Origin of the sequence: Streptomyces hygroscopicus subsp. hygroscopicus (assembly GCF_030269125.1) — a bacterium.
GTDB lineage: Bacteria > Actinomycetota > Actinomycetes > Streptomycetales > Streptomycetaceae > Streptomyces > Streptomyces hygroscopicus_C.
Genome location: NZ_BSSM01000009.1, coordinates 310,429 through 326,003, shown reverse-complemented (window position 1 = coordinate 326,003; position 15,575 = coordinate 310,429). Strand labels below are relative to the sequence as shown.

Below are 15,575 nucleotides of genomic sequence, written 5' to 3'. Positions count from 1 at the left end.
TCCCGCCCTTCCCACGTTCGGTCTCGCCCAGCGCGCGCCCTCCGAAGCCCCGGCACAGGGTGATCGCAAGGGCGCAGCCGAGGACCGGTGGCTGCCGTGGAGCGAAGGGTTCGTGCATGCAGCCGCAGCCGCAGTCGCCCCGCCGCATACCCCACGACCAGGACCCGAGCGGTATACGCCCGCGCCCCATACCCTCGCGCCGGATGGCCGCACTCGCCGCGGTGACCGCGCTGACCCTCGCGATCAGCACCTCGGCCGGGACCGCCCGCCTCACGGCGCCCTCCGCCGCCGGCCCGATCGGCCTGGCCCGCTCCTCCGCCTTCTCCCCCTGCATGATCCACGGCGGCCCGGACGTGCAGATGACCGAGGGCGTGCCCACCCCGCACGGCTACGCCCGCTCCACGGGCACGGTGCACGCCCTGACCCTGATGGTCGACTTCTCCGACGCGCCCGGACAGGGCAGCGCGATGGACCGCTTCCACGAGTTCTTCCCGCGGACGCAGGACTGGTTCCGCACCTCGTCGTACGGCCGCCTGGACTACCGGGCCGAGACGCCGGTGACCAACTGGCTGCGGATGCCGAAGCCGTTCAAGGCCTACGGCATAGAGCGCGGCGCGCCGTTCGACCCCGGGTACCGGCAGCTGGTGCAGGACATCGTGGCCGCGGCCGATCCGACGGTGGACTTCCGGTCGTACGACCTCCTGAACATCCTGGTCACCCCGAACGCCGGCCCGTCGGCGCTGGACACGGTGCTGTCGGTGACCTTCGCGGGGAACGCGGACGCGCCGGTGGCCGACGGGGTGCCGGTCGCCAACGCCTCGTTCATCTACTCCCGCCAGGACGACGGCTCCGGCTCCTTCCCGCACACCGGCTACCGGGTCCTGCCGCACGAGAACGGCCACACCTTCGGCCTGCCCGACCTGTACACGCAGGACGGCGGCGGCACGGTCGGGCACTGGGACATCATGAGCGAGGACTGGGGCGCCAACAACGACATGCTCGCCTGGGACAAGTGGAAACTGGGCTGGCTGGACGGCACCCAGGTGGGCTGCGCGGCGAGCCGGGGCAGCGTGGAGTACTCCCTGACGCCGCTGTACCGGTCCGGCGGCGGCAAGCTGGTGATCATCCCGATCGACGGCCACACGGCCTACGCCCTGGAGGTCCGGGCCCAGGGCGGCAACGACGAGGCGATCTGCTGCCCCGGCGTCCTCATCTACAAGGTGGACGCCACCGTCGACACCGGCCACGGCCCGATCACCGTCTACGACGCCCACCGCGACAGCGGGGGCTGCACCCGCAGCCCCAACGTCCAGGCCGAACTCTCCGACGCCCCCTTCACTCCGGGCCAGACCTTCAAGGACCCGCGCCGCGGGGTGGTGGTGCGGGTGGCGGGGGAGGACGACGGCACGTACCGGGTGCGGGTGACGCGGTCCTGACCCTGCTCGCCGCCGCTCCCCCTTGCCGCCGGCCGCTCCCGGGCTGTAGGGGTCCAGGGGGCTCGCATCCGGCGGGCCGGGGCAGGAGGACCTGATGGCGTTCGCCGACTACCAGAACGAGATCTACCTCGACGGCCTGCGCGGAGTGATACCGCGGCTGCCGATGACCTTCGCCGAGCTGGAGCCGCCGGCGCTGGCCGCGCTGACGCCGTCGCTGCGGTCGTACGTCGCGGGCGGCGCCGGGGACGAGCGCACCCAGCGGGCCAATGCCACCGCGTTCGAGGAGTGGGGCCTCGTCCCGCGCATGCTGGTGGGGGCCAAGGAGCGCGATCTGTCCGTCGACCTGTTCGGCATGCGCCTGCCCTCGCCCCTCTTCATGGCCCCGGTCGGGGTGATCGGCCTGTGCGCCCAGGACGGCCACGGGGACCTGGCCACGGCACGCGCCGCCGCCCGCACCGGCGTTCCGATGGTCGCCTCCACCCTGACGGTGGACCCGATGGAGGAGGTGGCGGCGGAGTTCGGCGACACTCCCGGCTTCTTCCAGCTCTACACCCCCACCGACCGGGAGCTGGCCGAGAGTCTGGTCCACCGTGCCGAGGCGGCCGGGTTCAAGGGGATCGTGGTCACCCTGGACACCTGGATCACCGGCTGGCGCCCGCGCGACCTGGCCGCGAGCAACTTCCCCCAGCTGCGCGGCCACTGCCTGGCCAACTACACCAGCGACCCCGTCTTCCGCTCCCGCCTCGCCAAGTCCCCCGAGGACGACCCGTCGGCCGCGGTGCTGCACTGGGCCCTGACCTTCGGCAACCCTCTCACCTGGGACGACCTGCCGTGGCTACGGTCCCTCACCGACCTGCCGCTGATCCTCAAGGGCATCTGCCACCCCGACGACGCCCGCCGCGCCAAGGACGCCGGCGTCGACGGCGTCTACTGCTCCAACCACGGCGGCCGCCAGGCCAACGGCGGTCTGCCCGCGCTGCACTGCCTGCCCGGCGTGGTCGAGGCCGCCGGCGACCTGCCGGTCCTGTTCGACTCCGGCGTCCGCTCCGGCTCCGACATCGTCAAGGCCCTCGCCCTGGGCGCGACCGCCGTCGGCATCGGCCGCCCCTACGCCTACGGGCTCGCCCTGGACGGCACCGACGGCATCGTCCACGTCCTGCGCTCCCTCCTGGCCGAGGCCGACCTCCTGATGGCCGTCGACGGCTACCCCGACCTCGCCTCCCTCACCCCGGACACCCTGCGCCGCCTCCGCTGACCCTCACGGCGGGGCCCGCGCGAGGAACCACGCCACACCCCTCGCCCCAGCCCCGCCCCACAACCGATGCACCCCTCACCCCCGTCCCCGCCCCGGAACCGGTATGCCCCTCCGCCCCCGCCCCGGAACCGGTACGCCCCTCCGCCCCCGCCCCGATCCCCCATGCGCCGAGCGCACCACCCGCTACACTGACGACGGCGACCAGACCATCACCGGTCGATCGCCACCCTGTCCACACGACAGGTCCCCGCCTTCGTAGCTCAGGGGATAGAGCACCGCTCTCCTAAAGCGGGTGTCGCAGGTTCGAATCCTGCCGGGGGCACAGACCTAGACAGCAGGTCAAAGCAGGTGCGGGCCCCTCGTTCTGTTCGAACGGGGGGCCCTTTCTTACGCTCGGAGTCCACATAGAGTCCACAATCCCCGGCGATCTTGAGATCTCTCACTCGTACGAGGGACTACGGCGCCGGGCTCCTGGAGAGCAGCGTCAGCTCCGTACGGGCGTTGGACCGCTTGAAGGAGTTCTCGGCACGGGTGAAACTCGCGGCCAGGAATGGGGTTCTGCCCCCGCGTGGAGGACTTCACGCGGGGTCGCGAACCTGGCGCTCGCCCCCGCAGTCCCCTCGACCGCCGGTCCTGTGCCCGTCGAGGGTCCGACGAGGCGGCTCGACGCGCCCGGCTTCCCGATGACGGCCGCGCCCGCAGCGCCCCGCGGGATCCATGGGGCGGTCCCAGCCTCGGTAGGTCCGCGGGCCCTCTTCTTCGGCTTCTCCGGGTTGGCCGTCGCCTGGCCGGGGGGTTGGAGCGGCGCTTGGGGGTCTTCTTCGAGATGGCGTCCGGACGGTCCTGGAAGAGGTGCCCGTACGTGACCGAGGCCGGCCTTCGGGAGCGCCGGCTCCCCGCCCCCGGACGTGGGGCACGACTCCTCGGCCGAGCGGCGAGGTGCTCCAGGTGGTGGGGGCCGCGTCGAGCAGGGCGGCCGGGCGGGAGGCGGAGCGCATCCCGGTCGCCGGCCTCGGCGCCTTGTGGAAGAGCCGGGCGTACGGCGCTCGGACCGAGCGTGGCGCGGGACGGTGACGGCTGCCGGGAGCGCGAGCGGTCGGTGGCGCGGGCCGCTCGGGGCGGCGGGCGGGACGGCCTTCGGCCGGAGCGCGAGCGGCCGGTGGCGCGGGCCGCTCGGGGCGGCGGGCCGGATCCCCTTCGGCGGCTCGGGGAGGGCGGATGCTCGGGGGCGTCGTAGCGGTCCGCTTGACGCGGCAGGGTTCGGGGGCGACGTCGCCGTGCGGCACCCGGTTCGCCGGGCGGTGTCGACCGCGGGGAGGGAGCCGTCGCGGATGCGGGCGGCGGACGGGGTGCGCGGGAGAGGGTGAAACGCGGGGCGGGAGGCCGGAGTTGGGGGTTTCCCCAATGTTAGGGATCGTCGGGCGCGGCACAGTCGTCCTCGGCCCCACGCGTCGGGCCGGCGCGGCGAGCCCCGTGGCCGGTTCGCCGTTCGTCCCGTGATGCAGGAGCGCACGTGCACGTTCCCTCGACCAGCCACTCCACCGTGACCGTCGCGGACTTGGACGCCGCCGCGGTGTCGGGCGCCCGCCGTGCGCCCGGCTGTCTCCGCGAACTCGGTGCGCCCGGCGGGAAGCGCCACTTGTCCACGGTCGGTCCTCGGCACGGCGACGCGCCGGCGGGTCGCCATGCGTGACTCGGCTCCTGATCCGCGTCCGGAGGCGCTGCGGTTCTCCGTTCTGGGGCCGCTTGCCGCCGAGGCGCGGGGGCGTGCGTTGTCGTTGGGGCCCCTCAAGCAGAGGCTGGTCCTCGCCATGCTGTTGTGCCGCGCCAACGCGCTGGTCTCCGTGGACCTGTTGACCGAGGCGGTGTGGGACGGGGAGCCGCCGCGGACGGCGCGGAAGAACCTTCAGGTCTACGTCTCGGCGCTGCGCAAGATACTGGCGGAGACCGGTGCCGGGGACCGGCTCGCGCACCGGCCCGGTGGCTATGTGCTCCGACTCGGCGAAGGCGAACTGGACGTCCTGCGGTTCCAGGCGCTGGCCCGCGCCGGGCGCGAGGCCGCCGCCGACGGCGACGCCGAACGCGCCGCCCGGCTGCTGCGCGACGCGCGGATGTTGTGGGCGGGCGTGCCACTGCCCGAGCTGGCTTGTTCGGGCCCCCTACGGGCCGAGGCCGAGCGGCTGGCGGCCCGCCACCTCGCCGTGTGCGAGGACTGGGCCGAGGCCGCGCTGGAGGCGGGCCACGCGCGCGAGGTCACCGAGGCCACCGGCGACCTGGTGGAACGGTATCCGCTGCGGGAACGGCTGCGGGCCACGCAGATGACGGCCCTGTACCGCTCGGGCCGCCGGGCCGAGGCACTGGCCGCCTACGACGAGCTGCGCCAGAGCCTGTCCCGGGAACTGGGCTTGTCTCCCAGCCCGGTGCTGGAATCCCTCTACCGTTCGATCCTCACCGCCGAGGCCGGCCCGCCGGAGGCCGCGCGGACCGTCCGCCGCAGACCGCCGGTCCAGCTCCCGCCGGACCTGGCCGACTTCACCGGCCGCGAGGAGACGGTGGCGGAGCTGCTCCGCGTGGCCGAAGCCGGTGGCGCCGTCGGAGTCGTCGTCGGACCGGCCGGCGCGGGGAAGACGGCCCTCGCCGTGCGAGCGGCGCACCGGCTGGGAGACGAGTTCCCCGGGGGCCGGATCTTCGTACGGCTGCACGATGACGACGGGGTGCCCCGGTCCCTCGGGTCGGTGACGGCCGAACTGCTCGGGCACACCGATGTGCCGGCCGGGGCGGCGCGCCGGGATTCCGGCAGGGCCGCCGCGCTCTGGCGTGCGTGGCTGGCCGACCGGAAGGTGCTGGTGGTGCTGGACGGCGCCGACGAGGAAGCCGCCGTCAGGCCGCTGCTGCCCGGCGCGGGACGGAGCGCGGTCGTGGTCACGGCCCGTACCCAGCTCGCCGGGCTCGCCCCGGCCCACCGCGTCCAGGTGCCCCCGCTGACCACCGCCGAGGCACTGGATCTGCTGGGCCGCCTCCTCGGCGCCGGTCGCGTGTCCCGCGACCGGCCCGCGGCCGGACGCATCGTCGCGGCCTGCGGGTCGCTGCCGCTGGCGGTGCGCGCCGCGGGCCTCAAGCTCGCCGTCCTGCGACACCTGTCGCCGGCCGAGTACGCGGACCGGCTGTCCGACGCCTCGACCGTGCTCGACGAACTCGTCGTGGGGGACATCGACGTCAGGTCGCACATGGCCCACCAGTGGCGGCAGTTGGACGGGGCGCACCGGACCGCCCTGCGGCGGCTGGCCGCGCTGCCGCTGTCGGGGACCTTCACGGTGGAGGAGGCCGCGGCCGCCCTGGGGTGCGGGCAGACCGGGGCACGACGGGAGCTGGAGCTGATGATCGAGGCGGGGGCGGTCGTCTCGCCCGGGAGCGAGGTCACCGCCCACACGACGGCCTACTCCCTGCCGCGCCTCCTCCAGCTGTACGCCCGCGAGACAGCGTCCGCGGCCGGTGCGCGGGGGAGGGACGGCGTCCCTTTGCCCATGCCCCCGGGGTGACGGCCCGGCAGGCGCTCGGGCCGTCGGCGAGCCGCGCGTGGGGCTCCTCACCGGTGGACGGCGGGAGCCCCATGGCTCATCTGTCGCTCGCGGCGTCGGAGTCCGCGGCCGCGGCCGCGCTCTCGGCGTCGTCCACGATGCGGGTGAGCTGCGAGAGATCGGTGGCGGACGGGGACGGCGCAGCCGTCGTGCCGGACGGGGCGGAGACGACGGGAGTGCCCGGCTGCCCGCTGCCGCTCTTGCCGGCAGCTCCGTGGGGGCCGCAGGCGGTGGTCAGGGCGACGCAGAGCAGCGCCACGGCCGTCGGGGCGCGGCGGGAGCGCGGCGGGGTCACGTGGTGGCTCCCTGGTCGTGGGCGGCGCACCAGTCCGTGACCTGGGTGAGGGTACGGCGCCGCTGCTGGAGGACCGGCACGAGGGACTCGCGGTAGGTGAGCCGGTCGTCGAGCGCGGCCCTGTCGTGTCCGGTGGCCGCCGCGTTGTCGACACGCTTCTGGAGGCGTGCGACGGACCCGCGCCGGGTCACCGGGCCGTCGAGGCGCGTCAGGTCCCGGTCGATGCGATGGGCGACCCGGGTGGCCCGCGCGCACAGGGCGCGCGCCGTGTTCCCGGTGGGGTCGGCGCTCGCGCTCGACGTGGGGCTCCCCCCGTCGGCGGCGGCCGACCCGACCGCCCCGAGCAGCGCGGTGACGGTGGCGAGCGCCACCACGGTGGTCTTCCTGCGCAGCATGAGCTTCTCTCTCCCTCGTTCCGTTCGGCACGGCGGATCGCCGGCGCGACGAGAAGCTAGGAGCGCTCCTTGTGGAAAGTCTGTGACCGGCCGAAATCCGCTGTGAGCCAGTCGCGCCGCAGCTGGGGCAGGGTGGCGGTGGCCGGGTCCCGGTCGTCGGTGAGGGGGAGGCGTACTTCGAACCGGGTGCCCGGCCCGTCGGGCCGGTCCTGGACGGTGATCCGGCCGCCGTGCAGGGCGGTCTGCTGGGCGACCAGGGTCAGTCCCAGCCCGGAGCCGGGGCTGTCGGGGCGGCGGTGGAAGCGCTCGAAGACGGCCGCCCGCGCGGCCGGCGGAATGCCGGGCCCCCGGTCGCCGACGGTGAGTACGGCGACCGGGCCGTGCTCGTCCCGGGCGCCGTGCGCGGAGATCTCCACCTGGGCCGGGCGGCCCGCTTCGTGACCGTGCGCCAGGGCGTTGGCCAGGAGGTTGTCGACGACCGAGCGCAGCCCCTGTTCCCAGCCCCGCACCACCAGGCCGGAGTCCGCGCGCACCTCCACGTCCGCCCCGGGGTGCCGGCGCCGCAGGTCTAAGGCGCCCTGGTGCACCACGTCGGCCAGGTCGACGGGGCCGAACGCCTCCGCCTCGACCAGGTCGCCCTCGGCGAGTGCCCGGAGCATGACCAGCAGGCCGAGCACCCGGCCGTGCTCCCGGCGCAGATCGTCCAGGACCTCGGCCCGGTCGGCCTCAGGAAGGTCCGGATGTCCGGTGAGGATGTCGAGGTTGGTGCCCACGCTCATCAGCGGATTGCGCAGCTCGTGGGACGCGGCCGCGGCGAACGACCGGGCCGTCGCCAGTGCCTCCGTGGTGCGCGCGGCCTGCTCGTCGTAGCGGGCGAGCACGGTCTGGAGCGTGCGGGCCAGGTCGTCGACCTCGGCGACCCCGGTCGGGGTGTGGTCGAGACGAACCGCGCTGGTCCGGGGGTCCAGGCCGCCTGCGCGCCGCTGGAGCAGCCGCAGCGGACGGGCCGCGCGGGCGGCGGCCGCCCAGGCGAGGGCGCCGGCCAGCGGGGCGGTGAGCAGGGCGGCGGCGATCACGCGTCGCCGTACGAGGCGGAGTTGGGTCTGTGTGGCGGTGCCCGGCGACATGAGCCACAACGTGCCCGTGGCCCCGTGCCCGGAACCGGTCAGGGGTGTCGCCAGCACCCGCCAGCGGACACCGCCGGCCCACACCGTCACCAGGACGGGCTTCGTCCCGGCGGCGGGCAGCCTCACCGGGGCACCGGGCTGGGGGCCGCCCGACACCGTGCCGTGGGGGCCGGTGAGCCGGATGCCGACGTCCAGGGCGGAGGTGAACAGCATCCGCTGCCGGGCCTGTTCGCCCGCCGCGCGGCCCCTCGTCATCGTGCGCAGCAGCGCCGTGGCCGACGGTCCCACCGCGGCCGCACGGTCACGCAGGTGGGCGTCCTGCTGGGCGTGCAGATCGTCCGCGACGAGCCGCAGCAGCAGGGCGCCGCCCGCCAGTACGAGCAGTGGTACGACCGCGGCGACCACCAGCGCGATCCGGGTGGACAGCCTCAACGCCCGCCCCCGCCCGGCGCCCGGTCGTCGCGCAGGACGAAGCCGATCCCGCGGACGGTGTGCAGGATCCGGGGCCGCCCGCCGGCCTCCAGCTTGCGCCGCAGGTAACTGATGAACGTGTCCACGGCGTCGGTGCGCACGTCGAAGTCGTACCCCCACACGCGGTCCAGCAGTTGGTCGCGGGTGAGCACCAGACCGGCGTTGCGGGCCAGCACCTCCAGCAGGTCGAACTCCCGCCGGGTGAGGGCCAGCGGCGTGCCGTCCAGCACGGCTCCGCGGGTCCCCGGGTCGATCACCAGATCCCCGGCACGCACCCGGTCCGTCGGCGCGGGGGGCCTGCGGCGCAGCAGCGCGCGCAGTCGCAGCACCAGTTCCTGCAGGGCGAACGGCTTGATCAGGTAGTCGTCGGCGCCCGCCTGGAGGCCGGCCACCCGGTCGGCCACCTGGTCCAGCGCCGAGAGCATCAGCACCGGTACGTCGCTGCCGCTCTCCCTCAGCGTCCGGCACACCGCGGTCCCGCTGAGGCCGGGCATCGAGACGTCCAGCACCACCACGTCCGGCACTTCGTCCCGCAGGACGGCCAGCGCGGCGGGGCCGTCGTCGGCCAGGACCACCGAGAAGCCGTCCAGCCGCAGCCCGCGCTCCAGCGAACGCCGTATCGCCGGGTCGTCGTCGGCGACCAGCACCCGCTCCCCCGCATGTACGCCGGTTCTCACGGCTGTGATCGTACGTGTGTCGGGACCGTGCCCGGGGTCCACCATGGCATCACAGAATTTCCACAAGATCAGTCCTTACCGTGCCTCGGCGGAACCGGCGGCCGGTCCCCCGACGCCGGGCACCGGGCACCGGGCAGCACCAGATCCTCGACGCCCCGACAGAGAAGAGCACAGGATGACGTGGCCCGGATCGCCACGCTTTCCGGCGGAGGAGCGGCCGAGCCGACCGCTCACCGGCCGGGAGCGGCAGATACTGGAACTGGTGGCGCAGGGCATGACGAACCGGGCCGTCGCGCGGAATCTGAGCATCTCGGAAAGCACGGTGAAGAATCATCTGCGGGCGGTGTTCGCCAAGTTGCGCGTGACGGACCGGACGCAAGTGGCACGTCTCGCGGTCCGCGGCGGAACGGCTCCCGGGGATGCCCCGGCAGTCGGCTGCCGGGGCACCCCACGAGACGGGGCACTCACGTCGTGACGTTGCTCCACCCGCTGACGGACACGCTGAAGCAGGGGAACAGCAAGTCCGTCTCGATCCGGAGCTTCTGGAGGGCGAGGATCTGCGCCATGTTTGATCACCTCCTTCCTTCGATCGCGGACCCGTGGCGGTCCAGGGTGAACAACTCGTCGCCCTGAGCGTGGACGACGCGCTGGAGCGCCAGCAGGACCCCGGCACTGCCACTGGAGACATCGGCGCTGAACCGGAGCGAGTTCCCGCCGCGGTAGCGGATGCCTCGGCCGTGCGGGACGGCGTACTTGACCAGTCCCGTGGCGACCCGGACGGCGTCCTGGCGGTCCCGTGCGTCGTCGGTGAGATCCGCGTGGTCCGCGAGGAGGCAGACCATGCCGGCGAGTCCGCCGTACAGGCCGGGTTCCCTCGCGTAGACCTTGCGGGTGTCCGCGACGACCAGGGGAAGTGCCGCCGTGCACCGTTCGTCGGGTGAGGTGGCCGCGTAGCGGACCAGGACTGTGCCCACGCCGGCCGAACCCTCGGCGAGAAACGGCATGACGCGTCCGCTCAGGGCGTTCTCGGAGAAGGACAGCGAGCCGTCGGGCAGCGGGACGGCACGGTCCAGTTCCTCGTGCAGCAGCCGGCGGCCCGCTTCCCGGTAGCGTTCGTCGCCCGTGTCACGAGCCAGGTAGTGGAGGAAGTGCGCCAGTCCGGCGCGTCCGTGGAACAGCCCGCGAGCGTCGTGGGCGCCGAGCGTGGATCCCAGGTCGGCGGTGCGCAGGATCGCGTCGCCCGCGGCGGCGGCCCGTTCGAGGTGACGAACGTCGCCCGTTCGCTGGTGCAGGGCGAGCCAGGCCAGGCCGACCCCGGCCCGCCCGCCGGCCAGCGTGGTCGACGACGCGGTGAGGGGATGGCTGTCGGCGGTGCGCGCGAGGTCGATCGCCTCGTCGAGGTGGCCGAGCGCGGCGAGGACCCGGGCGATTCCCGCCGAGCCGACCGCCAGACCGGGCGGCAGTTCCTCGCGCGACGCCTGGGCATCGCGGCGCAACCGCTTCTCGACGGCATCCGGGACCGGTGCCCCCGCCCGGTGCAAGGCGTGCACCACGCCCGCGGTCCCGTACGCCACGCACACGGTGTTCGTCCGGAACGCCATGGGCGGCGGCGGGAAGACCCAGTCCGTCCTGGCGCTGTCGGCCATGTCGAGCAGCCCCGCGGCTATCTGCTCGGCGACCCGGCCGAGGCACGCCAGGGGGTCGGCGTCGAGTTCCGCGGGGGTGGGCAGAACGGCGGCTTCCCGCTCGGGCGACCGCTGGAAGGCGGTGGCCCGCGCCCACAGGTCGTCGGGTACCGGGGCCGCGGCCGTCAGATCGCGCCGCAGCAGCGCGAGGTTGGCGGACACGGGTTCGGGAACGGCGTACAGGGGCGCCAGCAGGGTGAGGGCCGTCGCCGCCATGCCGTACCGGTCGCCCACGAACGGGTCGGTGCCGTCGCCGGTCAGGTCGGAAGGCGCCGTGAATCCCGGGGTCCCCATCGCGGCGGGAGGGTCGCTCGTCGCCGACACGGCTTCGAAGTCGACGAACCTGGCGTCTCCCGCGGGGGTGACGATGACGTTCCCGGGGTTGATGTCCCCGAACCGGTACCCCAGGCAGTGCAATCGCTCGAGGGCCGTGTCCAGGGACCGGAGAATGCGCCGGCAGCCGGCGTAGTACCCGGCGAAGTCCCGGGGCGACCCGTCGGCCTTGAGGAGGGGGGCGGCGCGTCCCATCCACTGGGGCAGCGGCAGTCCCTCGACGTGCTCCATGACGAGGAAGTCGTGCTCCCACTCGGTGAAGTGGTCCAGCGGCTCAGGGCCCACTCCGGGGATCGCCCCGTGGACGGCGGCGAGCACCTCGTGTTCGTGGCGCAGCCGCTCCCGCGCGCTGGTGCCGTCCCAGGTGTAGCCGTTGTGGGCGCGCGCCTCCTTCACCAGGACGAGGCGTCCGGTGCGGGTGTCCCGTGCCTGGTACGCCCCTCCGGCATTGCTCGGTTGCAGCACCTTGACGATCTCGTAGTGGCGGATGAGGATCGGGCCCTCGTGCTCCGCCTGCTCCTCGGTGACGAAGGGGTCGACGATCCCGTCGGGGAGGACGAAGGCGGGCAGGCGGACGTCCACGACGTCGCGCCCGAAGCCGTCGCGGACGAGAGGCTCCCGGGTCCCGTCGGGCAGCAGCCGGCTCCGGCCGCCGAACGCGCCGAATCGGTAGTGGACGGTCCGGGAGTCCCGGTAGCGGCGGTCGGAGAGGACGTAGGCGCCCTCCTCCCCTTCCAGGGCCTGCGAGAGGAGGTCGAGGAGCCGCCGCGCGGTGGCGCTGTCCGGGGGGTAGACGGTGCAGAACTTCCCCGACTGCGATCTGGCGCCGTGCTTGTGGTGGAGGAACAGGAAGAAGAACCGGGCGCTCGCGTGCTTGAACGGCGTGTTCTCGGCGAAGCAGGTGTCCGCCACCACGTCGAGGACGTGCTGGGCACGGTCCAGCCGTGCCGACACATGGATCTTCCAGCCCCGCTCGGGCGGCCGGACCTGCGGATTGCGCCAGACCGTCCAGATGTCGTGCGCTGTGCCACGCCAGCCGGCCGGTACGCGTCCGGGGGCGAAGCGCGGGCCGGGATCGTCGATCGCCGCGAGCGGTGCGTAGTACTCCTTGTCGGCGAAGACCTCACCGAGGACGTCGAACAAGGGATCCTCCTCACGTTGCCCGGCCGAGCAGGCGGTCCGTCCGGACGCCTCGTGCTCGCGGCGGTTGTCAGGGAGCATGCCGAGGGGAGGTCAGGATCCGGTTGGCCGACGGTCCGATGTCGGTATGTGCGCTGCTGAGGGCGCCGACCACGGCGGCACGCGAACTCACCTGGAGTTTGCGGAAGATGCGGGTGAGGTGGGCCTCGACGGTCTTGACCGACACGAACAGGTTCGAGGCGATGTCGCGGTTGGACAGGCCCCGGGCCACCAACTGGCAGATGCGCCGCTCCTGTTCGGAAAGCGCGCCGTACGGCGCGCCGTGCCCGCCCCGCCGGGGCCGGCGGGCGCCGATCTGACGCTGGGCGTTGACGGCGAGCCTGCTCAGATGTCCCGCCCCGTGGGCGTCGGCGATCCGCTTGGCGCGTCCGACGGCGCCGATGGCCTCGTCCAGCCGGCCGGCGGCCGCCAGGGACCGGCCGAGCAGGAGCCGGACGCGGCTCTCCGCCAGGACCAGGCCGGCGGCGGCGAAGGACTCGGCCGCGGCCGAGAAGAGTTCCGCGGCGGCGCCGGGGTCGTCGGGCCGGACGCAGGCCAGGGCGAGAGCGGCGTAGCCGGACTGGCCGGGGAGCCCCACGGCCCGCGCGGCCTCGGCGGCGCGGGCCGCCCAGTCGCGGGCGGCCGCCCTGTCGCCGAGGGCCGTCTCGGCCTGGGCCGCGGTGGAGTACCACATGGCCCGCAGCGCCCGGGTCGTCGTCGAACGGCCGGTACCGGTGATGGTCCGCAGCAGCCGGACGCAGTCGTCGGGCCGCCCCTGGTCGAGGCGGACGGACGCGAGGACCGCCGCGGACAGCTCCCACAGCCGACCGCGGCGCCCGGCGGAGCGCAGGGCCCGCTCGGCGGCGTCGGCGGCGGCCGCCGGGCCGTCCAGCAGCGCGGTGGCGCCGGCGCCGAGCGTCAGGGCGTAGCCGACGAGGTCCGGCCGGTCGAGCAGGTGGGCCATCTCCTCGGCGCTCGCCGCCGAGGAGATCGCGCCCGAGAGGTCTCCCGTCGCCTGCTCCGCGTAGGACTGGCCGAGCAGCAGGTACGGCATCATGTAGCTCCGCCCGGTGAGCCGGGCGCACCGGGTGGCGCGCGTCATGTGCCGGACGGCGGCGTGGTGGCGTTCGGCGAGGACCTCGGCCCAGCCGAGCTGGCCGGCCTCGTCGAGGAAGGTCGCGAGTTCCCCGTCCTCCATGGCGTCGATGAGGGTGGCGGCCTCGGAGGCGTGCGTCAGCAGCGTCCCGGTCCGTCCGCTGTACGCGGCGCCCAGGGCGCGGCAGGCCGCCACCGCGGTCAGGGTCTTGCGGTCGGCGGGCGCGGGAGTACGGGCCAGGAGGGCGTCGAGGTGGCCTGTCGCCACGGCGAAGTCCCCTTGGGCCATGCCCACGGTGGCGAGTTGCAGCCGGAGCGGGTTCGCCCGCGCGTCGGTCTCCGGCCAGCGGGCCAGTTCGTCCTGGAGCGCGCGCTTCGCCGCCTTGGTGCTGCCGAGGATCCGCTCGATCACCGACCGGAGTTCCACGATCGGCACGCGCTGCTGACGCCGGTCCTGCGGCACGAGGTCCAGGGCCTGCGCGAGGGCGTCGCGGCAGGCGGCGAGGTCCCCGGTCATCATGCAGGCGTTCGCCAGGGCGAGCAGCATCCCGGTCCGGCGCCGGGCCGACTCCTCGGAGCCGTCCGCGCCGGACAGCCGCAGCGCCGCGCGCAGCCAGGCGGCCGCGGTCGCGGGCGTCGAGGGGGTGGCTCGGGCGGCGGCCTCGGCGAGGACGCGGACGGCTTCCAGGTCGCCCGTCCGCGCCGAACGCGCGAGGTAGGGCGCGCGTTCCACCGGGCTCGCGCCGCTCCCGCCCAGTGCCTCGGCGGCTCGTGCGTTCGCGGCGAGCCACCAGCCCGGCGGGGTGTCGCGGGACACGACTTCACGGAGCAGCGGATGCCGGAAGTGCAGCGGTTGGCGCGGCTCGTCCTGCGCGGGGCCGGTCGGCGCGCCGGACCGGACGAGGTCCATGCCCACGAGGACGTCGAGCGCCTCCAGGGCCGAACCGGTGGCCAGGCCCGCGACCGGGCCGAGCAGCAGGGGGTCGAAGGGGTCGCCCAGCACCGCGGCGGCGCGCAGCGTGGCGAGTTCCTCCACGGTCAGCAGGGCGACCTCGCGGGCCAGGGCCGCCCGCAGCGTGTGCGGCAGGCCGGTGGGTTCCTCGGTCGCGTCGGTACCGTCGGCGGTGAGTTCGGTCAGGACCTCCAGGTAGAGCGGATTGCCCCCGCTGACCTGGCACAGCCGGTCACGCCGGCGCGGCGGGTGCACGGAGCCGAGGAGACTGCGGCACTCCCGCTGGTCCAGCGGTGACAGCGGGAGCCGTTCGACGCGGTAGTCGGCAGGGGGGTGCTGGAAGGAGGCCAGCAGTTTCGCCGCCGCCTGCCGGGGCCGGTGTCCGCAGGCGAGGATCAGCGGTGTCCGGGGCGGCTGGCGCAGCAGGTGGTGCAGCAGTTCCAGGGATCCCTCGTCCGCCCAGTGCAGGTCGTCGAGACACAGCAGCACCCCGCGCTCCCCCGCGACGTCCGCCAGGAGCCGGCCGACGGCGTGGTACAGCCGGTAGCGCTCCACCTCGGGGTACCGGGGCCGCCCGGGACCGGAACCGGCACCGGCACCGCCGGGGAGCACCAGGTCCAGCAACTCCGCCGTGTCGTCGTCGAGCGGCCCGTGTTCGGCCGCGGTCCGCCGGCCGAAGCACCGGCGGACGGGGTCCACGAACACCCCGAAGGAGCGCTGCGGTTCGAACTCCGAGGCCCGGCCGGACAGGACCGTGAGTCCTTCCGACCCGGCCAGGTCGGCCAGTTCGGACAGCAGCCTGGTCTTGCCGAGCCCCGGATCCCCGGTGATCTCGACGAGGGTGGACACGCCGTCCCGGCAGGCGCTGACCGCGGACCGCAGGACGGCCAGCTCCCGCTCCCGGCCGACGAGCGGCCGGGCGTGCGTTCCCCGAGCAGCTCGCCCTGTGCCCGCTGTTGCGTCCCGCGGCCCGTTCTGCTCGATCATGGGTCTCCTCAGCTCTGGCTCCCGGGCGTGCGGCTCGCGGTGCGAGGCCGACGTCCCTCCGGGTAGAGCTGATCTTCATCCACGCCGTGGCCGGCGGGCCTCCCAGTAAT

At 74.4% G+C, this 15,575-nt stretch carries 10 protein-coding genes and 1 tRNA gene; 5 read left to right on the top strand and 6 right to left on the bottom strand.

The window, feature by feature from the left end:
• Positions 1 to 116 precede the first annotated feature (116 nt).
• The 4 genes from QSK45_RS21820 (at position 117) to QSK45_RS21805 (ending at position 6,230) form a co-directional block, all read left to right on the top strand.
• Positions 117 to 1,436, top strand: coding sequence for a M6 family metalloprotease domain-containing protein (locus tag QSK45_RS21820; protein WP_285559385.1), 1,320 nt, complete (start codon positions 117 to 119; stop codon positions 1,434 to 1,436).
• 94 nt (positions 1,437 to 1,530) lie between these two features.
• A complete protein-coding gene (locus tag QSK45_RS21815; RefSeq protein ID WP_285559384.1) occupies positions 1,531 to 2,691 on the top strand; it encodes an alpha-hydroxy-acid oxidizing protein in 1,161 nt (386 codons plus the stop codon).
• Between the two features lie 249 nt (positions 2,692 to 2,940).
• A tRNA-Arg gene (locus QSK45_RS21810) sits at positions 2,941 to 3,013 on the top strand.
• 1,450 nt (positions 3,014 to 4,463) lie between these two features.
• A complete protein-coding gene (locus QSK45_RS21805) occupies positions 4,464 to 6,230 on the top strand; it encodes an AfsR/SARP family transcriptional regulator (protein ID WP_285559383.1) in 1,767 nt (588 codons plus the stop codon).
• 76 nt (positions 6,231 to 6,306) lie between these two features.
• On the opposite strand, the gene QSK45_RS21800 is transcribed toward QSK45_RS21805, so the two are convergent.
• The 4 genes from QSK45_RS21800 to QSK45_RS21785 are packed head-to-tail and all read right to left on the bottom strand — an operon-like array spanning position 6,307 to position 9,234.
• Positions 6,307 to 6,564, bottom strand: coding sequence for a hypothetical protein (locus QSK45_RS21800; protein ID WP_285559382.1), 258 nt, complete (start codon positions 6,562 to 6,564; stop codon positions 6,307 to 6,309).
• Positions 6,561 to 6,959, bottom strand: a complete 399-nt coding sequence (locus QSK45_RS21795; protein WP_285559380.1) for a hypothetical protein — start codon at positions 6,957 to 6,959, stop codon at positions 6,561 to 6,563. The genes QSK45_RS21800 and QSK45_RS21795 overlap by 4 nt, the downstream gene beginning before the upstream one ends.
• Positions 6,960 to 7,015: 56 nt before the next feature.
• Positions 7,016 to 8,518, bottom strand: coding sequence for a sensor histidine kinase (locus tag QSK45_RS21790; RefSeq protein ID WP_285559378.1), 1,503 nt, complete (start codon positions 8,516 to 8,518; stop codon positions 7,016 to 7,018).
• The gene (locus tag QSK45_RS21785) at positions 8,515 to 9,234 is read right to left on the bottom strand and encodes a response regulator transcription factor (protein WP_285559376.1); all 720 of its coding nucleotides are present in this window, start codon (positions 9,232 to 9,234) and stop codon (positions 8,515 to 8,517) included. Before QSK45_RS21785 ends, QSK45_RS21790 begins: the two co-directional genes overlap by 4 nt.
• A 43-nt stretch (positions 9,235 to 9,277) precedes the next feature.
• Here QSK45_RS21785 and QSK45_RS21780 point away from each other — a divergent pair, with 43 nt between their 5' ends.
• Entirely contained in the window at positions 9,278 to 9,709 is a 432-nt protein-coding gene (locus tag QSK45_RS21780; RefSeq protein ID WP_490993598.1) for a response regulator transcription factor, read from the top strand.
• 97 nt (positions 9,710 to 9,806) lie between these two features.
• On the opposite strand, the gene lanKC is transcribed toward QSK45_RS21780, so the two are convergent.
• A complete protein-coding gene (lanKC, locus tag QSK45_RS21775) occupies positions 9,807 to 12,395 on the bottom strand; it encodes a class III lanthionine synthetase LanKC (RefSeq protein ID WP_285559373.1) in 2,589 nt (862 codons plus the stop codon).
• Between the two features lie 67 nt (positions 12,396 to 12,462).
• Positions 12,463 to 15,465 carry a helix-turn-helix transcriptional regulator gene (locus QSK45_RS21770; RefSeq protein ID WP_285559372.1) on the bottom strand — a complete coding sequence of 1,001 codons (3,003 nt, stop codon included), beginning with the start codon at positions 15,463 to 15,465 and terminating at the stop codon, positions 12,463 to 12,465.
• Positions 15,466 to 15,575: the final 110 nt, after the last annotated feature.

Coding starts and splice junctions, on each gene's coding strand:
- QSK45_RS21815 (WP_285559384.1), top strand. CDS start 1,531: ATGGCGTTCGCCGACTACCAGAACGAGATCTACCTCGACGGCCTGCGC.
- QSK45_RS21770 (WP_285559372.1), bottom strand. CDS start 15,465: ATGATCGAGCAGAACGGGCCGCGGGACGCAACAGCGGGCACAGGGCGA.
- QSK45_RS21795 (WP_285559380.1), bottom strand. CDS start 6,959: ATGCTGCGCAGGAAGACCACCGTGGTGGCGCTCGCCACCGTCACCGCG.
- QSK45_RS21780 (WP_490993598.1), top strand. CDS start 9,278: ATGGCATCACAGAATTTCCACAAGATCAGTCCTTACCGTGCCTCGGCG.
- QSK45_RS21820 (WP_285559385.1), top strand. CDS start 117: ATGCAGCCGCAGCCGCAGTCGCCCCGCCGCATACCCCACGACCAGGAC.